Origin of the sequence: Ralstonia sp. 22086 (assembly GCF_052045975.1) — a bacterium.
Lineage (GTDB): Bacteria > Pseudomonadota > Gammaproteobacteria > Burkholderiales > Burkholderiaceae > Ralstonia > Ralstonia wenshanensis.
In genome coordinates, this window is the sequence record NZ_JBQEPZ010000004.1 from 96,836 (window position 1) to 121,207 (window position 24,372).

The 24,372-nt window shown below is 64.8% G+C and carries 22 protein-coding genes; 12 read left to right on the top strand and 10 right to left on the bottom strand.

Annotated features, from left to right (window positions below):
- The first annotated feature begins 5 nt into the window (after positions 1–5).
- The 5 genes from ACTJK6_RS17615 to ACTJK6_RS17635 all read left to right on the top strand — a co-directional run bounded on the left by ACTJK6_RS17615 (position 6) and on the right by ACTJK6_RS17635 (position 5,196).
- Positions 6–938 carry a 2-hydroxyacid dehydrogenase gene (locus tag ACTJK6_RS17615; RefSeq protein ID WP_440839679.1) on the top strand — a complete coding sequence of 311 codons (933 nt, stop codon included), beginning with the start codon at positions 6–8 and terminating at the stop codon, positions 936–938.
- A 156-nt stretch (positions 939–1,094) separates the two neighbouring features.
- Positions 1,095–2,495: an aspartate aminotransferase family protein gene (locus ACTJK6_RS17620; RefSeq protein ID WP_440839680.1), complete on the top strand. Its 1,401-nt coding sequence runs from the start codon at positions 1,095–1,097 to the stop codon at positions 2,493–2,495.
- A gap of 90 nt (positions 2,496–2,585) precedes the next feature.
- The gene (locus ACTJK6_RS17625) at positions 2,586–3,080 is read left to right on the top strand and encodes an Lrp/AsnC family transcriptional regulator (protein WP_039599256.1); all 495 of its coding nucleotides are present in this window, start codon (positions 2,586–2,588) and stop codon (positions 3,078–3,080) included.
- A gap of 50 nt (positions 3,081–3,130) precedes the next feature.
- Complete coding sequence (locus ACTJK6_RS17630) at positions 3,131–3,850, top strand: cupin domain-containing protein (protein WP_440839681.1); 720 nt, start codon at positions 3,131–3,133, stop codon at positions 3,848–3,850.
- Positions 3,851–3,870: 20 nt separating this feature from the next.
- A complete protein-coding gene (locus tag ACTJK6_RS17635; RefSeq protein WP_440839682.1) occupies positions 3,871–5,196 on the top strand; it encodes an NAD(P)/FAD-dependent oxidoreductase in 1,326 nt (441 codons plus the stop codon).
- A 38-nt stretch (positions 5,197–5,234) separates the two neighbouring features.
- Here the strand turns inward: ACTJK6_RS17635 and ACTJK6_RS17640 are convergent, their stop codons facing one another.
- Both ACTJK6_RS17640 and ACTJK6_RS17645 read right to left on the bottom strand, forming a co-directional pair.
- Positions 5,235–6,428, bottom strand: coding sequence for an amidohydrolase (locus ACTJK6_RS17640; protein ID WP_440839683.1), 1,194 nt, complete (start codon positions 6,426–6,428; stop codon positions 5,235–5,237).
- Positions 6,425–7,123, bottom strand: a complete 699-nt coding sequence (locus ACTJK6_RS17645) for an HAD-IA family hydrolase (RefSeq protein WP_440839684.1) — start codon at positions 7,121–7,123, stop codon at positions 6,425–6,427. Before ACTJK6_RS17645 ends, ACTJK6_RS17640 begins: the two co-directional genes overlap by 4 nt.
- A 332-nt stretch (positions 7,124–7,455) precedes the next feature.
- On the opposite strand from ACTJK6_RS17645, the gene ACTJK6_RS17650 reads away from it, so the two are divergent.
- From ACTJK6_RS17650 to ACTJK6_RS17665, 4 genes are all read left to right on the top strand, one after another.
- Positions 7,456–7,785, top strand: a complete 330-nt coding sequence (locus ACTJK6_RS17650) for a DMT family transporter (protein WP_440839685.1) — start codon at positions 7,456–7,458, stop codon at positions 7,783–7,785.
- Positions 7,786–7,804: 19 nt separating this feature from the next.
- Positions 7,805–8,449 (top strand): FMN-dependent NADH-azoreductase, encoded by a 645-nt coding sequence (locus ACTJK6_RS17655; protein WP_440839686.1) that lies wholly within the window; start codon positions 7,805–7,807, stop codon positions 8,447–8,449.
- Between the two features lie 73 nt (positions 8,450–8,522).
- Complete coding sequence (locus ACTJK6_RS17660) at positions 8,523–8,960, top strand: Rrf2 family transcriptional regulator (protein WP_440839687.1); 438 nt, start codon at positions 8,523–8,525, stop codon at positions 8,958–8,960.
- 96 nt (positions 8,961–9,056) lie between these two features.
- A complete protein-coding gene (locus ACTJK6_RS17665) occupies positions 9,057–9,668 on the top strand; it encodes an NAD(P)-dependent oxidoreductase (protein ID WP_316871722.1) in 612 nt (203 codons plus the stop codon).
- Between the two features lie 37 nt (positions 9,669–9,705).
- Here the strand turns inward: ACTJK6_RS17665 and ACTJK6_RS17670 are convergent, their stop codons facing one another.
- Together ACTJK6_RS17670 and ACTJK6_RS17675 are read right to left on the bottom strand one after the other, a co-directional pair.
- Complete coding sequence (locus ACTJK6_RS17670) at positions 9,706–11,193, bottom strand: ATP-binding protein (protein WP_440839688.1); 1,488 nt, start codon at positions 11,191–11,193, stop codon at positions 9,706–9,708.
- Complete coding sequence (locus ACTJK6_RS17675; RefSeq protein WP_004631528.1) at positions 11,190–11,867, bottom strand: response regulator; 678 nt, start codon at positions 11,865–11,867, stop codon at positions 11,190–11,192. The genes ACTJK6_RS17670 and ACTJK6_RS17675 overlap by 4 nt, the downstream gene beginning before the upstream one ends.
- 233 nt (positions 11,868–12,100) lie before the next feature.
- Here ACTJK6_RS17675 and ACTJK6_RS17680 point away from each other — a divergent pair, with 233 nt between their 5' ends.
- The 3 genes from ACTJK6_RS17680 to ACTJK6_RS17690 all read left to right on the top strand — a co-directional run bounded on the left by ACTJK6_RS17680 (position 12,101) and on the right by ACTJK6_RS17690 (position 15,850).
- Positions 12,101–13,420, top strand: coding sequence for an Nramp family divalent metal transporter (locus ACTJK6_RS17680; RefSeq protein WP_440839689.1), 1,320 nt, complete (start codon positions 12,101–12,103; stop codon positions 13,418–13,420).
- A 142-nt stretch (positions 13,421–13,562) separates the two neighbouring features.
- Positions 13,563–14,663 (top strand): GGDEF domain-containing protein, encoded by a 1,101-nt coding sequence (locus ACTJK6_RS17685; protein ID WP_440839690.1) that lies wholly within the window; start codon positions 13,563–13,565, stop codon positions 14,661–14,663.
- Positions 14,664–14,716: 53 nt separating this feature from the next.
- On the top strand, positions 14,717–15,850 hold the full coding sequence (locus ACTJK6_RS17690; protein ID WP_232039108.1) for a mechanosensitive ion channel family protein: 1,134 nt from the start codon (positions 14,717–14,719) through the stop codon (positions 15,848–15,850).
- Here ACTJK6_RS17690 and ACTJK6_RS17695 read toward each other — a convergent pair.
- The 6 genes from ACTJK6_RS17695 to ACTJK6_RS17720 all read right to left on the bottom strand — a co-directional run bounded on the left by ACTJK6_RS17695 (position 15,840) and on the right by ACTJK6_RS17720 (position 24,289).
- The gene (locus ACTJK6_RS17695; RefSeq protein ID WP_260803237.1) at positions 15,840–16,727 is read right to left on the bottom strand and encodes a hypothetical protein; all 888 of its coding nucleotides are present in this window, start codon (positions 16,725–16,727) and stop codon (positions 15,840–15,842) included. The genes ACTJK6_RS17690 and ACTJK6_RS17695 overlap by 11 nt on opposite strands.
- 2 nt (positions 16,728–16,729) lie before the next feature.
- A complete protein-coding gene (locus tag ACTJK6_RS17700; protein ID WP_440839691.1) occupies positions 16,730–18,442 on the bottom strand; it encodes a DUF2334 domain-containing protein in 1,713 nt (570 codons plus the stop codon).
- A gap of 23 nt (positions 18,443–18,465) precedes the next feature.
- Positions 18,466–18,918 (bottom strand): hypothetical protein, encoded by a 453-nt coding sequence (locus ACTJK6_RS17705; protein WP_440839693.1) that lies wholly within the window; start codon positions 18,916–18,918, stop codon positions 18,466–18,468.
- A gap of 9 nt (positions 18,919–18,927) precedes the next feature.
- Entirely contained in the window at positions 18,928–20,184 is a 1,257-nt protein-coding gene (wecB, locus tag ACTJK6_RS17710) for a non-hydrolyzing UDP-N-acetylglucosamine 2-epimerase (RefSeq protein ID WP_440840043.1), read from the bottom strand.
- A 263-nt stretch (positions 20,185–20,447) separates the two neighbouring features.
- Positions 20,448–22,181 carry an NfrA family protein gene (locus ACTJK6_RS17715; protein ID WP_440839694.1) on the bottom strand — a complete coding sequence of 578 codons (1,734 nt, stop codon included), beginning with the start codon at positions 22,179–22,181 and terminating at the stop codon, positions 20,448–20,450.
- A complete protein-coding gene (locus ACTJK6_RS17720; RefSeq protein WP_232039103.1) occupies positions 22,178–24,289 on the bottom strand; it encodes a glycosyl transferase family protein in 2,112 nt (703 codons plus the stop codon). The genes ACTJK6_RS17715 and ACTJK6_RS17720 overlap by 4 nt, the downstream gene beginning before the upstream one ends.
- Positions 24,290–24,372 lie beyond the last annotated feature (83 nt).

The following is a 24,372-nucleotide window of genomic DNA, read 5'->3' on the forward strand; positions in this document are numbered from 1 at the left end:
TCATCGTGACCACCACGTTCCTCTACAAGTCCGACCCTGTTCGCGGCCGGCAATGGGCGGAGGTCTTCCGCCAGCACGCGCCCGACATCGACTTCCGCATCTGGCCCGACATCGGCGATCCGCTACGGGTGCGCTTTCTTGCAGCCTGGGAGCCGCCCGCCGATATCGCGACGCAGTTCCCGCACCTGGAGGTGCTGTTCTCTTCGGGCGCGGGGGTCGATCAATTCAACTTTGCCGCGCTGCCGCCCGCACTGCCCGTGGTGCGCATGGTGGAACCCGGAATCGTGCGCGGCATGGTGGAGTACGTCACGCATGCCGTGCTGGGCCTGCACCGCGATATTCCCGCCTACCGCCGCCAGCAGCAGGCGGAACAGTGGCGCCCGCTGCCGGTACGGCCCGCCAATGAACGCCGCATTGGTGTGCTCGGGCTCGGCTCGCTTGGGCAGGCCGTGCTGGCCCAGTTGAAGGGTTTCGATTTCGACTGCGCGGGCTGGAGCCGATCGCGCCATGCCATCGACGGCGTGCATTGCTTTGCCGGGCAAGAGGAACTGGAAGCCTTCCTGGCGCGCACCGACATCCTCATCTGCCTGATGCCGTTGACCGATGCCACGCGCGGCGTGCTGAACGCAGCGCTGTTCGCACAATTGCCGCAAGGCGCCGCGCTGGTGCACGTTGGCCGCGGCCCGCAACTGGTGAGCGACGACCTGCTTGCAGCGCTTGACAGTGGGCAGCTCAGCGAAGCCATGCTCGACGTGACCGACCCCGAACCGCTGCCCGCCGGCCATGCGTTGTGGCGCCATCCGCGCATCCACATCACGCCGCACATTGCCAGCATGACGCAACCGCTTTCCGCAGCAGCGGTGGTCATCGACAACCTGCGTCGCTTTACCGCCGGCGAACCCATGGTCGGGCTTGTGGACCGCTCGCGCGGCTACTGAAACCCCGCATCAAACGGCGCGCCGCACGATCTGCTGCTGCGCGCCGAACAACAGCAGCACGCTGCGTTCTTCCCGCGCAAAGCAGCACCAAGCCTCAGGCCGTACAGCCTACTCTTGAGTCCATTGATTGCCTTCACTGCACGAACGGACTCTGCCATGACCCAGCTCACCGATCTGCCCCAGCTTGCCTCGCTTGACGCCATCGACCGCGCGCACCTGATTCACCCGGTCGCCGCCTGGCGCACCCACGAGCAACGCGGGCCGACCGTGCTGACATCCGGACGCGGTGCGTGGCTGACCGACGCGCACGGCAACGAGTTACTCGACGCCTTCGCGGGCCTCTGGTGTGTCAACGTCGGCTATGGCCAGGAGAGCGTGGTGCAGGCCGCCGCCGAGCAGATGCGCCGGCTGCCCTACGCCACGGGCTACTTCCATTTCAGCAGCGAGCCCGCCATCCGCCTGGCCGACAAGCTCGTGCAGATCACGCCGCGCTCGCTCAATCACGTCTATCTCACGCTGGGTGGGTCTGAGGCGGTGGATGCAGCGGTGCGTTTTATCGTCCAGTACTTCAATGCCATCGGCAAGCCGGCGAAGAAGCATTTCATTTCGCTGGAGCGCGGGTACCACGGCTCGTCGTCCACGGGCGCGGGGCTGACGGCGCTGCCTGCGTTCCATCGCGGTTTCGACCTGCCGCTGCCGACGCAGCATTACATCCCTTCGCCCAACCCGTACCGCGCGGCCAATCCGGCAGACTCGCAGGGCATCATCGCGGCATCGGTGGCGGCATTGCGCGCCAAGGTGGCGGAGCTGGGCGCAGACAACGTCGCCGCATTCTTCTGTGAGCCGATCCAGGGCTCCGGCGGCGTGATCGTCCCGCCCAAGGGCTGGCTCAAGGCCATGCGCGACGCCACGCGCGAACTGGGCATCCTGTTCGTCGTGGATGAAGTCATCACCGGCTTCGGGCGCACCGGCCCGATGTTTGCCTGCGATGCCGAAGGCGTCGACCCCGACATCATGACGATGGCCAAGGGGCTCACGGCAGGCTACGTGCCGATGGGCGCGACGCTGATTTCCGACCAGATCTACGCGGGCATTGCCGACGGCGCTCCTGCCGGTGTGCCGATCGGCCATGGGGCGACGTATTCGGCCCACCCGGTGAGCGCGGCCGTGGCGCTCGAAGTGCTGCGCCTGTACGAAGAAGGCGGCATCCTCGCCAACGGCCAGCGCGGCGCGGCCAGTTTTGCGGCGGGACTGGACGGGTTGCTCACGCATCCGCTGGTGGGCGACTCACGCCATCGCGGCCTGCTGGGCGCGCTGGAACTCGTGAGCGACAAGGCCACCAAGCTCGGCTTCGATGCCGCACTTGGCCTGCCCAACCTGATTGCCTCGGCTGCCTATGGCAACGGCCTCGTGTTCCGCGCGTTTGGCGACAACATCCTCGGCTTTGCCCCCGCGCTGACCTACACCGAAGACGAATTCGCCCAACTCTTCGCGCGCCTGAAAAAGACGCTCGACGACGTGCTGGCCATGCCGGCCGTGCGTGCGGCGCTCGCCTGATGCAACCAGTAGCAACAGGCCCAACAAGCTGACACAAAAGACACCGGCTGCCGCAGAATCGGATCTATCTTCCACGCCTTCGCCCCTGCCATGACCGAAGCTCTCAAGATCGATCGTCTGGACCTGCGCATCCTCGCCCAACTACAGAAGAACGGGCGCATGACGAACGTGGACCTGGCCGACGCCGTGGGCCTGTCGCCCAGCCCGTGCCTGATCCGCGTCAAGCGCCTGGAGCAGGCCGGCTACATCTCCGGCTACGGCGCGCACATCCGCCTGGAAAAGCTGGGCGACACGCTGACCGTCTTCACCGAGGTCACGCTGTCGGACCACCACCGCGAAACCTTCGTGCGCTTCGAAGCTGCCATCCGCGAGGTGGACGAAGTGCTCGAATGCCACCTGCTCTCCGGCGGCTACGACTACCTGCTGCGCTTCATCACGCGAGGCGTCAACCACTACCAGGAAGTGATTGAAGACCTGTTGGAACGCAACATCGGCATTGCCAAGTATTTCAGCTACATCGTCATCAAATCGCCGTTCATCAAAACGCACTGTCCGATCGAACGGCTCTTTCCCAACCAACGCTGACGCCTCTCGAAACCGAGTCCACTGTTGGATACGGTGAGGACCCACCCTGCATGACAACCGCCCTGATGCTGCACCGCGCCGACGGCGCCCCAATCTCAACCGAGTTCCGGCAAGCCGCCCTGAGCCCAAACGACCCCTTCGCGCAAGAACGGGAGATTGCCTGGGAAGGGCCAAACGCAATGAGCGCGGGGCGGGCGACCTTTGTCGGCGAGCGGGATGTCGCTAGCTTTCCGCATACGGAGACGCTCGCCGTCGTGGAGGGCGAGTTGACGCTCACGGCGCCGGGCTCGGCACCGCAGGTGATCGGTGCGGGCTCCGGCGCGGTCATTGCATCCGGCACAGCGGTGCGCATCGAGGCTGCCGCCGGCGTTCGATTCGTGTTCTGCGCTGCTGTCATCAACACACCGACCACGCCGGCGCTCATCCCGCTGCACGCCGATGCGGACTTCAAACCGTCGGGTGGACCCGCGCCCGAAGTGCTGATCGGGCCGGTTCCGCAGTGTCGCAGCGATAACGTCTTCACCGACGAGCCAACGCAATACCGTGCGGGCACGTGGGACTCGACGCCGTATCACCGCATCGTGCGCGCGCATCCGGTGAACGAGTTCATGTACGTGCTCGATGGCGGTGTGCAATTCGCTGGCCCGGATGGCAACGTGCTGTCCGTTGGCACCGGCGATGCCATCTTCGTGCCGCAGGGCACCGCCATGGGATGGCAAAGCACAGAGCGCGTCGCCAAGTTCTACGTGGTGCAGAACGCACAAGCCTGAACGAACGAGGAGCACGAGTCATGTCCCAGCCGTTGCGCCTCATCGAGAGCGCCTCTTCCCTTCCAGCGCAGGCCGACGTCGTCGTGGTCGGCGGCGGCATCATCGGCGTCTTTGCTGCCTATTACCTGGCCAAGCGCGGCGTGTCGGTGGCCGTGGTCGAAAAGGGCCGCATCGGGGCCGAACAGTCGAGCCGCAATTGGGGCTGGTGCCGACAGCAAAACCGCGATGCACGTGAACTACCGATGGCCACCAAGAGCCTTGAACTGTGGGAGCAGTTTGCCGCTGACACGGGAGAAGACACGGGTTTCCGCCGGTGCGGCCTGCTCTATCTGAGCAACGACGAAGAAGAACTTGCCCGCTGGACGAAGTGGCGCGATTTCGCAAAGACGGCCGGCGTGACCACGCACATGCTGAGCAGCCAAGAAGCGTCCGAGCGTGGCCGTCTCACAGGCCGCGCTTGGAAGGGCGGCGTGTTCTCACCGAGTGACGGCACGGCGGACCCTGCCAAGGCGGCGCCATCTGTGGCGGCTGCGCTCATGAAGCTCGGCGGGACCGTTCACCAGAACTGCGCCGCACGGGGCATTGAGGTCGCGGGCGGCCGCGTGAGCGGCGTCGTCACGGAAGCCGGAACCATCAAGACCCGCACCGTGGTGTTTGCCGGCGGCGCTTGGGCCTCGTCGTTCTGTCGCCAATTGGGCATCCGCTTTCCGCAGGCCACCGTTCGCCAGTCCATCGTGCGGGTGACGGGCGTGACCGAGCCGGTGCCAGACGCCTTGCACACTGCACGCGTTTCCATCACCCGCCGCAGCGATGGCAGCTACAACCTGGCCATCAGCGGGCGCGGGCGCGTGGACCCAACCGCGCAGTTGCTGCGCTTCGCCCCGCAGTTTCTGCCGATGTTCGCAAAGCGCTGGCGCAATGTGTTTCCGGGCGGATTGGAAGGCATTCGCGCCGGCCACGAAACACTCGCGCGGTGGCGGCTCGATGCCCCCACGCCCATGGAGCGCATGCGCATCCTCGACCCGCGGCCCGATGCAGCGGCCGTCAGACAAACCTACAACCGCGCTGTTGAACTGCTGCCGGTGCTGGGCCAAGCAGGCGTCGCCAACGCCTGGGCCGGTTTCGTGGACAACACCCCGGACGGCGTGCCGGGCATCGGTGAAGTGCCGGAGATTCCCGGGTTCATTTTGGCCGCGGGCTTCTCGGGTCACGGGTTCGGAATCGGCCCCGGCGCCGGTCATCTGATCGCCGATCTGGTGACCGGTGAAAAGCCGATCTTCGACCCTGCCCCCTACGACCCGGCGCGTTTCAAGCACTCGGCCTGGGGCAAGGTCGCAGATTTCTAAGGCAGCAATATCGGCAAGGCGACGCGCGTGGCCGCGGTTCAAGAAGCAGATGGAACGGCGGCCAACGCGCGGCGGGCGACTTCGCAAAACCAGCGCACGCCCAGCGGCAACGCGTCGTCGTTGAAGTCGTAGCACGGGTGGTGCAGCGGGTATTCGCCATCGGGGCCGGCGCCGGCACGGCATTGGCCGAGCCAGAGATAGGCGCCAGGCTTGCGCTGCAACATGAAAGCGAAGTCTTCTGAGGTGAATGCAGCGCGTGGTGCCTCTGCAGCCTCCAGGCCGATCGCTTGCGCCGCGTCCAACGCGAGCAGCGCCTCGGCCGGCGTGTTGATGGTGGCCGGGTAATAGCGGCGGTAGTCCACCTCCACCTGCGTGCCGCTGCCCAGCGCGATGCCATTGGCCGTGTCGCGCAGCGCCGCCTCGATGCGATCCTGCGATACGGCATCAAAGCTGCGCACGGTGCCGGTGATGCGCACTTCGGCCGGCAACACGTTGTGGCTGTGGCCGCCTTCGATGCGCGTGACGGACAACACCGCCGATTCGTTCGGATCAATCCGCCGCGACACGATGGTGTGCAGCTGCGCCACCAGCTGGCTGGCCGCGAGGATGGCATCCGGCGTGTGGTGGGGCTGGGCCGCATGCCCGCCACGCCCGCGCACGGTGATGTCGAACCGGTCTGCCGCCGCCATGATCGGGCCGGGCCGCGTCTGCGCGTGCCCCAGCGGCAGATCCGGCCAGTTATGCAGCGCATAGACGCTGTCGCACGGAAAACGCTCGAACAGGCCGTCTTCAATCATCCGGCGCGCGCCGGCCTGGCCCTCTTCGGCTGGCTGGAAGATGAAGTGGACCGTGCCGTCGACGCCCGTTCGCGCAAGCTGGCGCGCCGCGCCGATCAGCATGCTGGTGTGACCGTCATGCCCGCAGCCGTGGTGCCTGCCCTGCATGCGGCTCGCGTGCGCTGAGCGGCCCAGCTCCACCATCGGCAGTGCATCCATGTCGGCACGCAGCGCAACGCTGCGTGTGCCCTGGCCGCCGCGCAGCGTACCTACTACGCCGGTGCCGCCGATGCCCTCCTCCACCGCCAGCCCCAACACCCGCAGCGACTGCGCGACGATGCCCGCCGTACGGTGTTCTTCGTAGGCGAGCTCCGGATTCGCGTGCAGGTCGCGGCGCAGTGCCACGAGGTCCGGCAGCAGATCGGCGACCGGCTCGGCAATGTCGTCGTGCTTCACTTGCCGGCCTCGACCGCATCGGCCAACTGGGCCAGCGTATGGAAATGGTAGTCAGGCACGGTGTGCTCGGATTCGATGGTGCCGCCCGAATCCTTCATGCCGTGCCGGCGCTCGATCCAGCAGGTGGTGATGCCGAGGCGCTTCGCGATGCCGATGTCGTGGTACTGGCTCTGCGCCACGTGCAGGTTGTCGCCCTGCTTGAAGCCCCACGCGCCTTCATAGCGGCCGCGTGCGTAGGCGAAATACCGCGCATCGGGCTTCTCGCACAAGGCATCGTCGCAGCTGAGCAGCAGATCGAACGGTGCGCCGAGCGTCCGTTGAAAATGGTCGAGCGCCCACGATTGCGCGTTGGTCATGGTGACGAGCTTGAAGTGCTTGCCCAACCGCTGCAGCGCCTCCACCGAATCGGGAAACGCCGGCCATTCGGCCACCGAATCGCGAAAGCCGCGGGCCAGCGTATCGGTATCGGGCAAACCAAGCTGCTGCGCGACGATGTGCCAGCACGGTACCAGGTCGTCGGGGTACCACTCGGTCTGGCCGCGTTTGCGTGCGGCCCGATAGGCGCTCAGAAAATCCTCGTCGGTAACCTTGCTGTCGGGCACCGCACGGCGCAGGTAGGCGAGCATGCCGCCCTCGAAATCGATCAACGTTCCGACGACGTCGAAAGTCAGCACTTTGAAATCCCGAAGGGCCATGACAACGCTCCTGAGTGGTTGAACGCGAGAATGAATCCAAGGGTGGCGGCAAGCCGCCTTGCATGGCGTCTAGCTTAGGAGCAGCGGCGCCGACGATGGTGCCGATCGCGCGCCGCGACACGGCAGCGAATTGCGTTTTTGCCGACGCAGCGCACAGATCGTTTGGTGGGCGCCCGGACGTCCGGAGGCCCGGAGGCCCGGACACCCTTAACCGCGCCGCCCGTGGTGGTTACCTCCAGGTGCGTACTTGTTGCCGCGCCGCACCGTCCTTACTCTGGGTGCATCGCAACGCATCCGCTTGCCGGCCCGGCAACGGAAACCACGGAGGCCCCATGCTTCAAACCGCCTGGCTCTGGCTGCTGGCAGCCGGCGCTGTGGAGATCGCCATGGCGATCTCGCTCAAATTTGCGCAAGGGTGGACGCGACCCATCCCCAGCGTGCTCGGCATCGTGACGGCGCTTGTCAGCGTCTTCTTGCTCACGCATGCCATGCGCGGCCTGCCTGCCGGCACGGCCTACGCCATCTGGACGGGCATCGGCTCGGTGGGGGTGACGGTGCTCGGCATCGTGCTCTTTGGCGAGAGCATGCAGCCCGCGCGCCTGGCCTGCATCGGGCTCGTGATTGCCGGCACGGTGGGCCTCAACTTCTTCAACGCTGCGTAAAACGTATCAGGATCCCATCATGACCCGCCTGCTTTATATCGAAGCTTCACCCATGAAAACGCTGTCCCACTCCATCGACGTGGCCAAGCAGTTTCTCAACGCCTACCGCACCGCGCACCCCGGCCACGAGATGGACACGATCGACTTGTGGAGCAAGAGCATCGACCTGCCCGAGTTCGACGCCGACATGATCGGCGCCAAGTTTGCCGTCCTGCGCTCCCAGAACGCCACGCCGGAACAGCATGCGCAATGGCAGCGCGCCGTGGCGTTGTCGCAGCGCTTCAACGCGGCCGATCATTACCTCTTTTCCGTTCCGATGTGGAATTTCGGAGTGCCGTATCGGCTCAAGCACTTCATTGATGTGGTGACGCTGCCGGGGCAGAACTGGAACTGGTCGGCCGCCACGGGCTATCAGGCGCTGCTCTCGGGCAAGAAGGCGGCGCTTATCTACGCCAGCGCCGGCGCATACGCAGCGCACACGGAAGGCGCGAGCGAATCGCCCGACGATTTCCAGAAGCCCTATCTGCGCCGCTGGCTGCGTTTTCTCGGCATTGAAGACGTGACGGAGATCAGCGCCGCCCCCACGCTGACGGCGCCCGATCTGCTCGCGGCGACCAAGGCCGACGCAAACGCGCGGGCGGCGGCGTTGGGCGCAGCCTTCTGAAGCGCACATCTTCTAGCCGGGTTGACTGCATACCAAAGTGTATCTACTATGGTTACACTTTGCGCTTACCACCATGTCTACCAGCAGCCGCTTCGCCGTCGCCGTACACATCCTGACCCTGCTCGCCAGTACGGAGGGGCCGGTGCCGTCATCGCTCATCGCTGGCAGCGTAGGAACGAACCCGGCGCTCATCCGGCGGTTGGTGGCGCAGTTGGCCGACGCCGGTTTCGTGACCTCGCAGATGGGCGCAACAGGCGGCGCCAAGCTGGCGCGGCCGGCAGATCGCATCACGCTGCTCGACGTCTTTCGCGTGGTGGAATCTCCGGTGCTGATTGCGCTGCCACCCAATGCGCCCAACCCGGCGTGCGAGGTCGGCCGCGAGATCACCGGCGTGCTGGAGCGCGTGACGGAACGCGCGCAAGCCGCGCTGGAAGCCGAGCTGGCGGCACAAACCATCGCCGGCATCCTCAGCGAGGTCGGACACGCACAGCGCCGCCGTCGCCGGGCCTAGCCGGGCCGCATGACGGCCTATTTTTTTACCCCTATATGTAACCACAGCAATTACATATAACGTTTCAGCCACCCACCCAACTATAAGGAATTGACCATGAAGATCGCAATCATCGGCGCCACGGGGCACGTGGGCACCCGCCTGATCGACGAAGCGCTACGCCGAGGCCATCAGGTGACGGCCATTGCGCGCACCGCGTCGAAACTGCCCGCACGCGCGGGGCTGACCACCAAGGATGTCGACGTGGCCGACCAGGCTGGCCTCGTTGCCGCGCTTGCCGGCAACGATGTGGTCTATAGCACCGTGCGTTTCTTGCAAGCCAATGCCGAGCAGATTGTTGGTGCGGTGAAGAAGGCCGCCGTGCCGCGCCTGCTGGTGGTCGGTGGCGCGGGCAGCCTGGAAGTAGCCCCGGGCGTCGCGCTGATCGACACGCCGCAGTTCCCCAAGGAGTACTTTGACGAAGCTTCGGCCGGCCGCGATTTCCTCAACGCGCTGCGCAAGGAAACCGAGTTGAATTGGACGTTCGTGTCGCCGTCGGCCATCTTCGAGCCGGGCGAGCGCACGGGGCACTTCCGCGTCGGCAAGGATTCGCTGCTGGTGGATGCGAACGGCAAGCCCTGGATTTCGATGGAGGACTTCGCCATCGCCTTCCTCGACGAAACAGAAAAGCCGGCACACCCGCGCCAGCGTTTCACGGTCGGTTACTGATCAGCGGCAGCTGGAGGTCTGTGCCGGCGCGCGCCAATCAATGGCTGGGCGTGTCGGCCATGCCGGGAGGCGCGTCATCGGGCTCGATCGGCTCGGGCGTGGAATCCAGCGCCGGCAGGCGGATCACGATCGCGCAGCCTCTGCCGTCTGCATGGGCCAGGCCGTCTTCGATTGCCACCGAGCCATTCCCCAGTTCAACGATACGGCGCACGATCGCCAGGCCCAGGCCGCTGCCCTGCGACTGGCTGGTGCGCGGGCGGTAGAAACGCTCGAACACGCGATCGCGCTCGTCGGGCGGGATACCGGGGCCGGAGTCTTCTATGCGCAGTTCGACCATCGGCGCACCGGCTTGCTCGATACGCTTGACGGCCAGGCGCACCTCGCCGCCGTTGGGCGTTTCGCGCACGGCGTTGTCGAGCACGTTTTCCACCAGCGTCGCAGCGTCTTCGTGCGATACCGAGACCCACGCCTGGTTGGCGCCGTCGTACGACAGCGTGATGTTGCGGCGCTCGGCGCGCGAAGCCTGCTGGATCACGCCGCTGCGCGCGCACCCCGCCAAGTCGGACAATGCGCCCTGCGCAAGTTGCGCCTCCACGCGGCGCGCGTCCAGCCGCGCGATGGCGAGCAGCTTGGCAAGCGACTGCGTTGCGCGCGATATGCCGCGATCAAATTCGCGCAGCGCGGTGGAACGATCGTCTTCGCTGTCGGAATGCGACACGACATACGCCTGCGCCTGAATGGCAGCGAGCGGCGTGCGCAGCTCGTGCGCGGCATCGGCAAAGAAACGGCGATCCGCCTCGATGCCGCGACGCACGCGCGCGAACAGTGCGTTCAAAGCGTCGACCAGCGGTTTCAGCTCGGCATGTTCCACGCTCTGCACGGGGTCGAGGTCGGCAGAATCGCGCGCCTCGACCTGACGCGTGAGCGTGCGCAGGGGCTTGAGGCCCTGGTGTGCGGCCCAGCCGACCATCACCATCAGCGCGCTCGCCAGGATGGCCAGCGCCACCGCCACTTCCTGGAAGAGATCGCGGATGGCGCGCTCGTAGGCCGTCAGCGGCTGCGCCACCGTGGCGGAAATCTTGCCGTCGACGCTGTCGACCGTGTAGCTGCGCCACGGCTTGCCTTCCAGCATGATCTCGACGACGGTGCCTTGCGCCTTGCCGCATGGCATGTTAGGCGCACCGGGGAAGGCGGTGATGACATTGCCGGCGCGATCGCACAGCACGTAGCGGAATTCGCCCGGCAGGATGTTGGGCAGCGACAGGCCCAGTTTGATGTCGGTGAGGCGGCGCAGGAATTCTTCGCGGCGCGGCACGTCATCCATGTTGAGCGTGGTGAGGTCCGCATAGGCCTGGGCCGACATGCGCAGATCGCTCACCACCTGGCGGCTGTTGGTGCGCGAGATTTCCAGATGCGCGATGACGAGCTGCACCAGCAGCATCAACACCAGCGCCAGCAGGATCAGCACATACAGGCGGAATGACAGCGAGCGAACCCGCAGGATGGCTGGAACCGCCAGCTTCATTGGGCGGCCCCACGGTTGCCGCCGATCATGTAGCCGACACCGCGAATGGTCTGGATGGTTTCGTTGCCGAGCTTGCGGCGCAGGTGGTGGATGACGACTTCGAGCGCGTTGGCACTGACGCTGTCGCCCTCACGATAAAGCGCGTCCATGAGCGTTTCGCGCGGCACCCAGCGGTGGGCGCGGCGCACAAGTTCAAGCAGCAGTTGGTATTCGCGCGGCGTGAGTTCGATGACCTGGCCCTCTTGCGTCACGCGCTTCTGCGAGGGCTCCACCACCAGGTTGCCGACGTTCCACTGATTGGTGCTCTGCCCCGCATGGCGACGCAGCACGGCACGCAGGCGGGCGATGAGTTCGTCCACGGGAAACGGCTTGACCAGAAAATCGTCCGCGCCGGAATCGAGCCCTTTCAGCCGTTCCGACAGCGCATCGCGCGCGCTCGCAATGATGACGGGCACGTCGCTGTGCGCGGCGCGCAGTTCTTCCAGGAACGTATGACCCTCACCATCGGGCAGCCCCAGGTCGAGCACGATGGCTTCGAAGGTGTTGGTGGTGATCCATTTCTGCGCGTCGACCAGGCGGCGCACCCAGGTCGCGTTGTAGCCGGCCTGACGCAGCGCGCGGGCCAGTGCGGTGCCCAGCGGCAAATCGTCTTCGATAAGGAGGATGGCGTTCATGCGCGGGAATCTCGGCGGCGGTAATGACGGTAAACGGACAACCGGCACCTTGAAAACAGGCGCCGGCGAAGGTCGAAATCTACCGCAACGGACTGAGCTTTGCCTTAAATGTGTTGAGACACGTGACGAGAAAGTCGCCTCGCGAACACATACCGGACGCGGGTCCGGGCATGCAACGTTGCATTTAGCTATCATTCCAAAATTCCGATTGCATTTTCCTTAAACCGCCGCGCATGTTCCGCCTGCCCACCACCGCCACCGCGCCGTTCTGTCCATCCGAGGTGCGCGGCACGGTTGCCGTGCCGCCCGGCCTGCCGCTGTGGAAGAAGCTGCTGCGCTTTGCGGGGCCGGGGCTGCTGGTGTCGGTCGGTTATATGGACCCGGGCAACTGGGCCACCGACATCGAAGCCGGCTCGCGCTACGGCTATGCGCTGCTGTTCGTGGTGTTGCTCTCCAGCCTGGCGGCCATGGTGCTGCAGTGCCTGTCGGCGCGGTTGGGCATCGTCACCGGCATGGACTTGGCGCGTGCTTCCCGCAACCGCTATCAGCCCGGCGCATTGCGCGTGCAATGGCTTCTGGCAGAGCTGTCCATCATTGCATGCGACCTGGCCGAGGTGCTGGGCTGCGCGCTGGCCTTCCATCTGCTGCTGGGCGTGCCGATCCTGTGGGGCGTGGCGCTCACCGCGCTGGACACGCTGATCGTGCTTGGCCTGAAGGGCAAAAACTTCCGCCAACTGGAAGCCATCGTGCTGGGGCTCATTCTCACGATCGGGCTGTGTTACTTCGTTGAACTCGTGCTCATCAAACCGCACTGGCCTTCAGTGGCGGCCGGGCTGATGCCCTCGTGGCAGGCCGTGAGCCAGCGCGAGCCGCTGTATCTGGCCATCGGCATCCTCGGCGCCACGGTGATGCCGCATAACCTGTACCTGCACTCGTCCATCGTGCAGACGCGCATGACGGCCAACACCGAAGATGCCAAGCGCGAGGCCATCGGCCTGTCGCGGCTGGACACCATCGCGTCGCTGGGCCTGGCCCTGCTTGTGAACGGCGCAATCCTGATCATGGCGGCAGCGGCATTCAACGCGCACGGCCATCAGAACGTGGCTGACATCGAGGACGCCTACCACCTGCTGGAGCCCATCGTCGGAACGGCGCTGGCCGGGCTGCTGTTTGGCATCGCGCTGCTGGCGGCGGGGCAAAGCTCCACCTTTACCGGCACCATCGCGGGGCAGGTTCTGATGGAGGGCTTCCTCGACTTGCGCATCCCCTGCTGGCAGCGGCGTTTGATCACGCGGGCGCTGGCGCTGGTCCCCGCGTTCATCGGTGTGGCGATGCTCGGCGACCACGCCATCGGCAAACTGCTTGTCATCAGCCAGGTGGTGCTCGGCCTGCAACTGCCGTTTGCGATGCTTCCGCTGATCCGCATGACGGGCGATCGCACGCTGATGGGCGTGTTTGTGAGCAGCCGGTTAACGTCTTGGCTGGCGTGGGGGTTATTCATCGTCATCAGCGTCGCCAACGTGTGGCTGGTGTGGCAGGTGCTGACAGGCTGAGTCGTACATTGCGGGATTCCCCCCACTAAAAAACCGCGCACGGGGTTGGCCACCGCTATTAGAATGCGCGCTTTGTTGCGCAATCCGGCCCCGCCCGCGCCCGCATCATCCCGTCGCGCCAGAGGGTCTCTCTTGCCCTGCCTTGAGCGCGAACCTGCCTACCGCCTCCGACCTGCCCGACGCTCGCACACCCTCGCGTGACTATCAGGCGCGCCATTTTGTGCCGATGATCATCGCGCTGAGCAAATGCGGCGTGCTCGGTTACGCCTTCGCGATCGTGCTGGGCTGGTCGGTCGGGCTGCTGCATCGGCCGGAGCCGCTGCTTGCGCTGCTCTTGCTGCTGATGGCAATCGTGGTGGTGGCACAGCGGTATCGGCACACCGGCTTGTGGGGGGTGCTGGCGCTTACGCACCTGCTGGCAGAGGAAGTGGCCATCATCGCGTTCGGTCATCAGGCGGGGCTCCAATGGGTACTGCCGGCGTTCTATCTAATGCCGCTTGCGACCAGCCCCGCGTGGCTCAACCGGCGTGATTTCTGCATCGCCATGGCGCTGTGCACGGCCGGGCCCATCGTCGCGCTGCTGATCGCGCCAGAACCCGCCACGGCAATCCACCACGGCTGGCTGGGGCTGGTGCTTTATCTGCCGATCTGCATGGCTGCGGCCGCCGTCATTCACCACTACCTGCTGCGCGCCATGGCGCGGCACTTTGCGGCCGAACGCAGCCTGGCCGATCGCGCCAACACCGACCACCTGACCGGCATGCTCGCGCGGCAACGCTTCTTCGAGCTGGGCACCTTTGCGGTCGAGCGCGCGCAGCATCATGCCGAGCCGTTGTGCGCGCTGTACCTCGACGTCGATCACTTCAAATCCATCAACGATACGTGGGGACATGCCGCCGGTGACGATGCACTCGTCGCGTTGTCCGATGCGCTGGCGGGCGTGCTGCGCCCGGCCGACCTGTTCGGCCGTCTGGGCGGAGACGAGTTTGCCGTGCTGCTGCCGGGCTGCGGCCTGACCGGCGCGCTTGCCGTGGTGGAACGGCTCAAGACGGCCGTGGCAGGCACGCAAACGCCCGTGGGGCCGCTGACAGTGAGCGTGGGGGCCGCGCCGCTGCGCCCCGGGCAAGATCTGGCGCGTCTTTTGGCCGATGCCGATCTCGGCCTGATGGAAGCCAAGCGACAGGGCCGCAACCGCGTGTGCGTGCCGACCGACGCAGAGCCGAAGGCAACATTGCGGCAGTAAGGCAGGCACGCTATGTGCGGCGCAGCATCCGTGTTTTCTGCACGGAGATGCCCATGGAGTGGCTCAACGCCCACACCTTCCTGCGCGTGCCGGCCCGCGATTGGGCCGCCGCCGCATTGACTGTGATCGCTGCATACGTGTTGCTGTCCAGCGTGTTGCACCTGATCTGCAACCGGTTTGATGCGCGCGCGCGCCGCACCGGCTACCGCTTCGACATTCTCGTCACGGCGGTGCTACGCGATACACACCCGCTGTTCATTGCGCTGGCCGCCTTACTTGCAGGTTCGTACTTCATCGATCTGCCCACGCGCATTGCCAACAAGCTCGATCACATCTGGTTCGTCATCATCGGCTTCCAGATCGCCCTGTGGCTCAACCGCGGCGTGAAGCTGTGGGCGCGTGATCGGCTGTCGACGCAGACCCACGCGACGCGCAACCCGGTGATCACTTCCATGACGGCATGGGTGCTGCGCTTTGCACTGTGGTCGATGCTGCTGCTGGCCATCCTGGCCAATGTGGGCGTCAACATCACCGCCTTTGTCGCCAGCCTGGGTGTGGGCGGCGTGGCGGTGGCGCTGGCGGTGCAGAGCATCCTGAGTGACCTGTTTGCCTCGCTCGCCATTGGGCTGGACAAGCCGTTCGAGATCGGAGACTTCATCGTCTTTGAATCGATTGCCGGCACGGTGCAGCACGTTGGCCTCAAGACCACGCGCATCCGCAGCCTGTCGGGCGAAGAGATCGTCGCTTCCAACACGGCGCTGCTCAAGAGCACGATTCACAATTACAAACGAATGTCGGAACGACGTATCGTCTTCACCTTTGGGGTGACCTACGATGCGCGTGCCGCACAGCTGCAGAAGATTCCGGACATCGTGCGCCGCGCGGTGGAAGCCGCCGGCAACACGCGGTTTGATCGCGCGCACTTCAAGGAATTTGGCGAGAACGCGCTGAACTTCGAGGTCGTGTATTTCGTGACCGATCCGGACTTCAACCTCTATATGGATATTCAGCAGCGCATCAACCTGACCATCCTGGAGGGGCTGGAAAACCTCGGCACCTCGTTCGCACTGCCCACACGCACGATCCAGCTCGTGCGTCGTGACGGTGAGCCCGTTGAACCCGAAGACCTGGCAGGCCGTAAATCAACCACGAGTACACAACGCGTCAGCGCGCGAGCTAGCGGCTGACCGCCACGGGCATGCTGAGGAACGCCGCATCGAGGCTGCGCCACAGCGGCCTTGAGCGCGGCACCATGTCCTGGCGGAAGTACCACCAGAAGTAGCCGCCGACAAAGCGAGGATGCGTGACCGCGAGCCCGTAGTAATGCGCAACGAGCGCCGGCTTGCGTGCGGCATGTCGCGTCCCGACCTCTCCAAACCCGAGCGCGGCATGCGAAAACAGTCCGCCTAGCCGGGTGAACACAGCGTTCCAGTCGGGCGGCGGGATCTTGCAGTCGTCTTCATAGAAGCTGATGAAGACGTAATCGAGCCCATCGCGCAGGCGCAGCGGCACATTACGTTGCACCCACTCGAACATCGCGCGTGACGGCTGCTCGGCGCAGCCTTCGTTGTAGTACAGCGTGAGCGCAGTGCGGCCGCCGCCGGCTCTGATGACTTCATAGGCCGCCATGGTCTTGTCGATCACGTCGCGTGTGGGGCCCGTCCACTCGCCGTTGATCTCGTTGCCCACTTCCCAGACGTCGACGTTGGTGCCGAGCGTGTGCAGGTAGGCGGCGGCACGCTCGCGCAGTTGCTGTGCGGTGTATTGCTTGAGCGTGGAGGAGTCCACCAGTTCGCCCATCACATACGCTACGTCCCGGATTGCGGCCACCGGCCCGACGTAATGCGGTGCATCCATGCCTTCATCAAAGACGACGCGCACTGTGGGCGTGCGCGAGAGATGCGACAACGCGTCCACCACGGCAGGCACGTTGTCCACTGCGTCAACCGTCACGCCATACAACGGCACAGGGCCGGCAGGCATTTCGCCCACCGACCCTGCGGCCTCAGAGGATGCGCTCAATGCCAGCATGACAGTCGCCAGTAACAAGCGCATCCGCCTCATCGTCACTTCACCGTGCTCGCGTCCGCCCAGGTGTACCCCATGCTGGTGATACCCGTGATGATGGTCTGGAAGTCGGTATAGCCCGGCGTACCAAGATCCGGCTCCAGCCAGAACGGATGGAAGAAGAACGAGGCAAAGCCGTCTCGTACCACCTGTGCATACGTCGCGTTGGTCAGGATGTCCTGTGCGGTGTACGTCAGGCATGACGACGGATCGATATTGCAGATGTTGTATTCCACGTTGCCGAGGTTTTCCGGAATGATGCGCTGGTTGTAGTAGTCCTTCTGAATGATGTAGGGGAAGAACTGGCCAACCGAAAAATCATGTCCTGCGGCGGTCGAGTTCAAGGTCTGCGGGTTGTCCGATGTGTAATACACCACGCGCTGATACGTGTTCTTGAAGTACTGCGGCACGGCCTTGATGGACAACGGAGACGATTGATAGTGCGGCGCCTCCCAGGCAAACGGCGCATAGCCATTGAGCTGGAACTCCAGCAAACCCGACGACAACCGCCCGGCTGCCCATTGCGTCGAGTCCTCGTTCACAGGCCGGTTCTGCGTGGCGAGCCAGAACTCGAAGTCGTTCGCGCTGACGGCGTTGATGAGGTTCGGGATGTTGCTGTACTGGTGGGTGTAGCCGTGCATCAGGATCTTCCCGCCACGTGGCAACGCATGGTTGAGCGCTGACTTGAGCCCCGTCGCGTTGACCAGGTGGATGGTCTGCGACACGCCGCCGTTGTAGACGCCGTTCGGGTCTTTGTACAGCGGGATGGTGGCGATCGAGAATGGGATCTTCTTGCTGTAGAGGTAGTCCGTCAGCGTGTTGATGGACGTCACGGTATTCGTCGCGTTGACGTCTTCCAGGCGCACCAGCGCGCGGTGCAGCGTAGGCGCATTGGTACCCAGGATGTCATGCAGCATGTCGCACATCGCCAGATAGCGATCGCGTGGGCCGATATACGAGAACGGCATGTCCGCCACGTACCAGAAATTACCCGACCGCATGATGTATGGCGCCGTCTCCTGCGTCACCGAGTTGGTGATCGTCACCACGCTGCTGGCCTTGGTCGGGTCAGCCACGGAGGTCACGCCAATGTCCGGATCCGCGCTGATGGCGCCGGTCGTGGCATTGAAGGCGTAGTACTTGGTCATGGTCTGGTTCTTGTACGACACCGTATCGAAGAAGCCGGGGTTCGGCGCGCTCGCCGACGGTGCCGCGTTCATGCCGCGCAGACCAACGAAGTTGATGCCGTAACGTGACGTGAACGGATACGCCGTGTTCCAGGCAAGTTCCCACAGGTTGTACTTGAACCAGACGACGGTCTTCTGCGTGGTGGTCACATCCGACAGGAACGCCGCCGGGATGGGGTTGTTGTAGTAACTCCCCATATAGAAGATGGCGGTGTACTGCTCGGTCATGCCAGCCGTGTAGTTCTGCACGGGCAGCATGGTGATGGTGGTGTTGAAGTGCGCGAGCAGGTTGTAGAGCATGATCGCGTATGCCTTGCCCAGATTGGTGTACTGGTCGTTGGGCGGCGCGTCGTACAGCACCAGCATGGGAGCTGGCGTGCTGGTTGTCGTCCCGCCCACCGTCACACAGATGGTGCCGAGGCCGATCGTGCAGGTTGCGGCCTGCGCTGGCGCTGTCAGCGATATGCCAAGCAGGCCGCTCGCAAAGACGAGCGCGCACAGGAACTTTCGTAGCAATGTCTTCATGATGACTCTCCGACTCATGGCAATCATGGGCGATAGAACGAGCCGTCCGCTTGGCGGTAGAGCCCGAGGTTGAAGTTGGGGCCACGATCGTGGCCACGGTCTGTACCTGCCGCCTCGTTTTCCGGCGTGCCGGGGCGGACTTCGGTCATGACTGCCGGGCGCGGCGGTGGGATGACCTGTCCGTTCTCGTCCATGACGCCGTAGCCGTAGGCGCGGCCGCCTCCAGTCACGGGCCTGGGTGTGACTGCTGCCACAACGGTGGGTTGCATGGGTTGCGCAGCCGTGGCCGTCGCCCTGGAAGACGCGGGCGCTGGGGCTTTCTTGTCTGTGTCGGTACTGAGGTTGCCCTGGCCAGTCGCGCCGGCCACGATGGCGGGGACACCTCCATCACCAGCCCACGGCGGCGCGACGATCAGCCACCCGGCAACAAGTGCGGACGCAACCAACACGCCGCCCCCGATTTGCTTCGCTTTCATCAAAGCCTCCTAACCGTTCAGGCGCTGCTGCGTTGACGACCCTTGCGCGGTGGCGCGCGCCGCTTCCAGATCGATGATTTCGGCCTCGGTGGCCGGTTTGCGAATGAGTTGCGGGCCGCGCGCCACCTTCTGCGGCTGTGTGGTGAACGCCTTCTTCAGCGCATCGACAATGCGCCGGCAGGCGTGGCCGTCGCCGTAGGGGTTGTGGGCCTGTGCCATGCGCTCGTATTCGGCAGTGTTGTTGAGCAGCGTTTCTGCTTCGTCGACGATGCGTTGCGTATCGGTGCCGACCAGCCGCGCGGTGCCCGATGCAACGGCCTCCGGCCGCTCGGTGGTGTCGCGCGTCACCAGCACCGGCTTGCCCAGCGCGGGCGCCTCTTCCTGGATGCCACCGGAATCGGTGACGATCAGGTAGGCGCGGTCCATCAGGTAGACGAACGGCAGGTAGTCCTGTGGCGCAATCAGGTGAACGTTGTCATGGCCGGATAGGATGGCGTTGACGGGCTGCTGCACGTTCGGGTTCAGGTGCACCGGATACACAATCTGCACATCCGGATGACGCGCCGCCAGCAGGCGCAGCGCCACGCAGAAGTTCTCGAATGGCTCGCCGAAGTTCTCGCGGCGATGGCCAGTCACCAGGATCATCCGACGCCTGGCCTCCAGAAACGGATAGCGCGCCGCCATCTGGGCGGACAGCGCGGCGTCGATGTCCAGCCGTTGCTTCACGGCCAGCAGCGCATCGATGACGGTGTTGCCGGTAAGCGTGACCTGCTCGGGGTCAATGCCCTCGTCCAGCAAGTTCTGGCGCGATTCGGCGGTGGGCGCGAAGTGCCATGTGGTCACGGAATCGGTGACGCGCCGGTTCAGCTCTTCCGGCCATGGCGACCAGATGTTGCCGGTACGCAAACCCGCTTCCACATGCCCCACCGGAATGCGCCGGTAGAACGCGGCCAGACTTGCCGCCAGCGTGGTTGTCGTGTCGCCGTGCACGAGCACGGCATCGGGCTTGTAGGCATCGAGCACGCCGTCGATGCCGCCCAACACGTTGGACGTGATGTCGGACAGCGTCTGCCCCGGCCGCATCAGATTGAGGTCAAACTCCGGCACGATGCCGAAGAGTTCCAGCACTTGATCCAGCATCTGCCGGTGCTGCGCGCTGACGCACACCGCCGAAGCAAAGCCTGCCTCGGCCTGCAATGCCTGCACCAGCGGCGCCATCTTGATGGCCTCCGGGCGCGTGCCGAACACGGTCAAGATCTTTCCCATCATCACTGCATTCCCCTGTCATCTGCTCGGCGCGCCTGCAAAGCGCGACAGGCACGAGGACGTGCGTGCCGCTTCTGACGCCGGCGCAGACTTCGCCACTGAGCGAAGGCCGTGCCATGCATCCCGCTTTGACCCACCACGGCGCCGCGACGCCATCCTGCGGACGTCGCTGCCGGTTCTCTTTGTTACCCGTTTCCCTCGGCGGTCAAAAACGTTTCATCTGCGACACCTCTGACTGGGGTCTGCTTGAATACGGTGTTGCCTTAGAACCAAAGAATGGCTCGCGCGACCACCCCCTTTGCTCGATCCGCGTGCGTCAATGGCAAGCGGTACTGCACGGTCAAATCCAGCCAACTGGCTGGCGCTGCGTAGTGCGACTCCCGAAACCAGTAGCGGAAGTTGATGCCTGGGCCAACACCCAGCGCAAGCCGCTGCCCGATCGCCTTGTTGTCGTGATCGCCCGCCAGCACGATATGCGGATACACCGTCAGGCGATCGCTGATCGAGTTGAGCAACCACGTGTGTCCGTAGCGCATTTCAGTGCTGATGATCATGCGGCCCTGGTTGAGGAAGTACGCGCCCTCGCCGTACACCTGCCACGTCTGCCAGCGCGGCTTGGTGACCTGCAGATCGAGCCCCTGATCGGTCGAAAATCCAATGCGCAGCAGCGTGTCGTTGGTGGTCAGTTGCCCGATGCGAAAGAGCCGTTCGGCGGTGAACACCAGGTTGATGTCCTTGATCGGCTTGTAGCGTGCGCCCACCGAACCCTGCGCGGTTGGCAGGCCGGTGTTGCCGTTGCGGTCGTACACGCTGTCGTAGCCACGCGCGAAGAGCTGGAAGATGCTGCCGTCTCGATAACCGATGCCCGGCGGCTGCCAGTACACCTCCGCGCCCGCCTGCGCTGCGCTGACGGTGTTGGGCAGCCCAAACGCTGAAGTCTGATACGCACCCGAGAGCACCATGCCGAAGGTGCGCTGCATCTGCTCGACTTCGCGCCGGTAGCCGAAGCGGCGGTCTGGCTGGAGGCGGTCGTCGCCGTTGCCACCGGTGTCGCTCTTGGCATCGGCATCGGCATGGTCAAGGCTTTCCCGGAAGAGCTTGATGGCGGTCGGGTTGTCGCCCAGGCGCTTGGCTGCGTAGGCGGCATCTGCGTAGTGTGTCCAGGTGCCCTCGCCCGTAGCGAAGCCACGCTGGAACGCTGCCAATGCAGCGCGATCGTCACGCGCACGCAAGTGGCTGTAGGCCTCGTTCAACTCGCGCTGGCCGACCACGCGCGGGTCATTGGCGGACGTGGCGTCGCCCTGCGCTTCCGGCGCCATCGCCTGGGCAAGCAGCGCCTTGGCGTAGCGCTGGCGCGCCGGATCCGCAGCGTGCTCGACGGCCAGCGTGGCCGCCTGGGTTGCGCCATCCCGGTCGCCCAATTGCAGGCGTGACTGCGCGAGGCGCACTTGCACGTCAGCATCGGGGTCGTCCTTCATGCCGCTGAGCGCATCCAGCGCGGCCTGCGGATGCTTTGCGGAATACGCGCTGTCCGACCAGGCCAGATGCAGGTTGCGCTGCTCCTGTGCAGTCCAGTCGGTGCCTTGTACAGCGTGCGCAAAGTCCTGTTCAGCGACAGCGGGGTCGTTGGCCTTCTGCGCGAGGAACCCGTGCTGCGCGTATACGCGTGGCTCGTCGGGATACTTCCGCAGCAGCGCATCGGCCTGCGCACGTGCCGAATCCAACTGGCCCTTGCGCGTGAGCACATCCAGCAGCAGCAGGTTCAGTTGCAGGCTGTCAGGCTGCACGGCCAATGCCGCACGCGTGGCGGCTTCGGCATCGTCAAGCTTGTTGGCATCGATGGCGTGATAGGCGCGGTCGGCGCGAAAGTAGGCATCGGGCTGCAACGGCGCGGGCTGCTCTGCCAGCGATACGCCATGACACAGCGCCCAGACTGCCGCGGCAATCGGCCAGCGCAGACGGCGCACGTTTAAAAGGTTGGCTCTCTCGTGTGTCATGCCACACCTCCCGCAACAGATGGGTTCGGCCGCGGGTCGGGCCCAGGGGGCAGGTCCGGCGGCACAGGAATCGGGGGGATGGTGGAAGCCTCGGGTGCGGGTGCCGTGCCGGCTACAGCTTCTGGGCCGGCGCCCGTCATGGATTCAATGGCCAGCATGGCCGAATGCGCCGCCGGGCCGAACACGACCGTGGTACGGCGGTTGGGATCAGCCATCTGCGCCAGCTCGGCCGACATTTCGTGATCGCACGCCATGAAGCACGCGACCTTGCGACCGGCCGCACGGGCCAACTCTTCCAGCACTTCGCCGTTGGGCAACTCCGACACGGCGATGTTGAGCGAACCGTCTTCGCCAATCGAGAACGGCACCACGTGATGCCGCACAGCCAGGTCACGCGGCAGGCAATCGGCCAGCGCACCGAGCACGACGTTGGTCAGGCTCACGCGCGGCAGGTCGACCTGCTCGGCCAGCGCATCGGCCAGCGTGTCGGGCGTGACCAGCCCCTGCTCGATCAGCACTTGCCCGAGCCGGCGCCCGGTCTGGCGCTGGATAGCAAGTGCGGCATCCAGCTGCTCCTGCGTGAGCACTTCCCACTTGACGAGCGTCTCGCCCAGCTTGCAGCGCGTGCGGCCCAGCGCGTCGTTCGACAGGTACGTGTGCTGCGTCTTGTCCCAGGCGATGGGCTTGCCGGTCAGGCAGTAGATCAGGAAGATCTTCCACGCCCGGCATACCGAGAAGAAGTTGATGAAGTTGTTCACCACCAGCCTGGGCAGACACAGCACACCCTGCAGCGGGCCGTTGAGCCGCCCGACAAAGTACACGCGCTGCGCCAGCCGGTTGAAGAGCAACGCGGCGTTGACGGCCAGCAGATCCTGCATCCAGATGCTGCCGACCACGAACGTGCCATCCGGAATGGTCATCACACCTTTGGCGGAAAGCGCGGCCAGCGCCAGATAGTTCAGCGACAACACATAGGCCAGGATCGAGAACAGCGCCGTCAGCACGCCCTTGCGGTCCCGGAAGAACATGTAGCGGGTGATGAGGTTGCCGTTCCAGCCCATCTGCAACCAGCCCTGGAACGCAATGCCGAGCACCCAGCGTGCGCGCTGGCGGTACGCCGTGCGGAACGTGCTCGGAAAGTACTCACGCGTGGCCAGCAGTTGCGGGCGGGCGCCCTTGCGCCGCCCAAAACGCCAGCGTGTTCTTGTCTTGCCCTGAGCGTCTTCAGTCGGCTCTGCGTTCTCGCAGATCGGGAAATGCACGAACGCTTCACGCATGCCGAGTTCGCGCAGCCGGAAGCTGAAGTCGTAGTCTTCGGTGAGCGTGCTGGTGTTGAACGGAGAATCACCGCGCACCTTCATCACCGCTTCTATGGCACGGCGGCTGTAGCACAGCGCAACACCGGCCCCGGGCACCGTGCCGGTCAGTGCCTGGCGCGCCACCAGGTCTTTCTGGTGCGTCTCGGAAAAATCATCCATGTACGTACCGGCCACCCACTCGTACCACTTGCGCTCAAGCGATAGCACCGGCAACTGCACGAGATCCTGATCGCGGATGAAGTAGTTGAAGTACTTCAGCTCCAGCGGGTGGATCACGTCTTCGCAGTCGTGCATGATCACGCCCGCAAAGCGGATGCCGTGGCCTGCCTCGTGCCGGATGATGGTCTGGATGATGGTGTTCAGGCAGTCGGCCTTGCACGTCGGGCCATCGTGCGTGACGGCTGCGCGCACCACACGGCCCGGATAGCGGCGCACCATGCGCTCGACTTCAGTGGTGGTTTCCGCATCGTTGCGGTACGCACCAGCAAAGATGATGAAGCGCGTGTACTCCATCGTCGCCAGGGTGTTCTCGACCATCTTGGCGATGACGTCGTACTCCTTCCACGCCGGCACCATGATCGCGAGCCATTGCTCTTCGCGCTCGCGCAACGATTGCGCCGAGATCGTGACCGGCGTGCGCCCACGCTGCGGCCACAGCCACAGTTCCCGCACCCAGTAAAAGGCGTCCAGGAAAAAATCGTCGGCGGTGCTGATGAAGATGACGAGTGTGGTCGCCACCGTCAAGGTGTTGAGCAACGCCAGGTAAAGCTCCCATGGCAGATCGCTCATGGCTGCTCCCCTGCTCCCACCCGACGGGCGCGTTGCCAGTGTCCGGCGTACCTTCCGCCTTGCGCTGCGGCGCTCATGCTTCC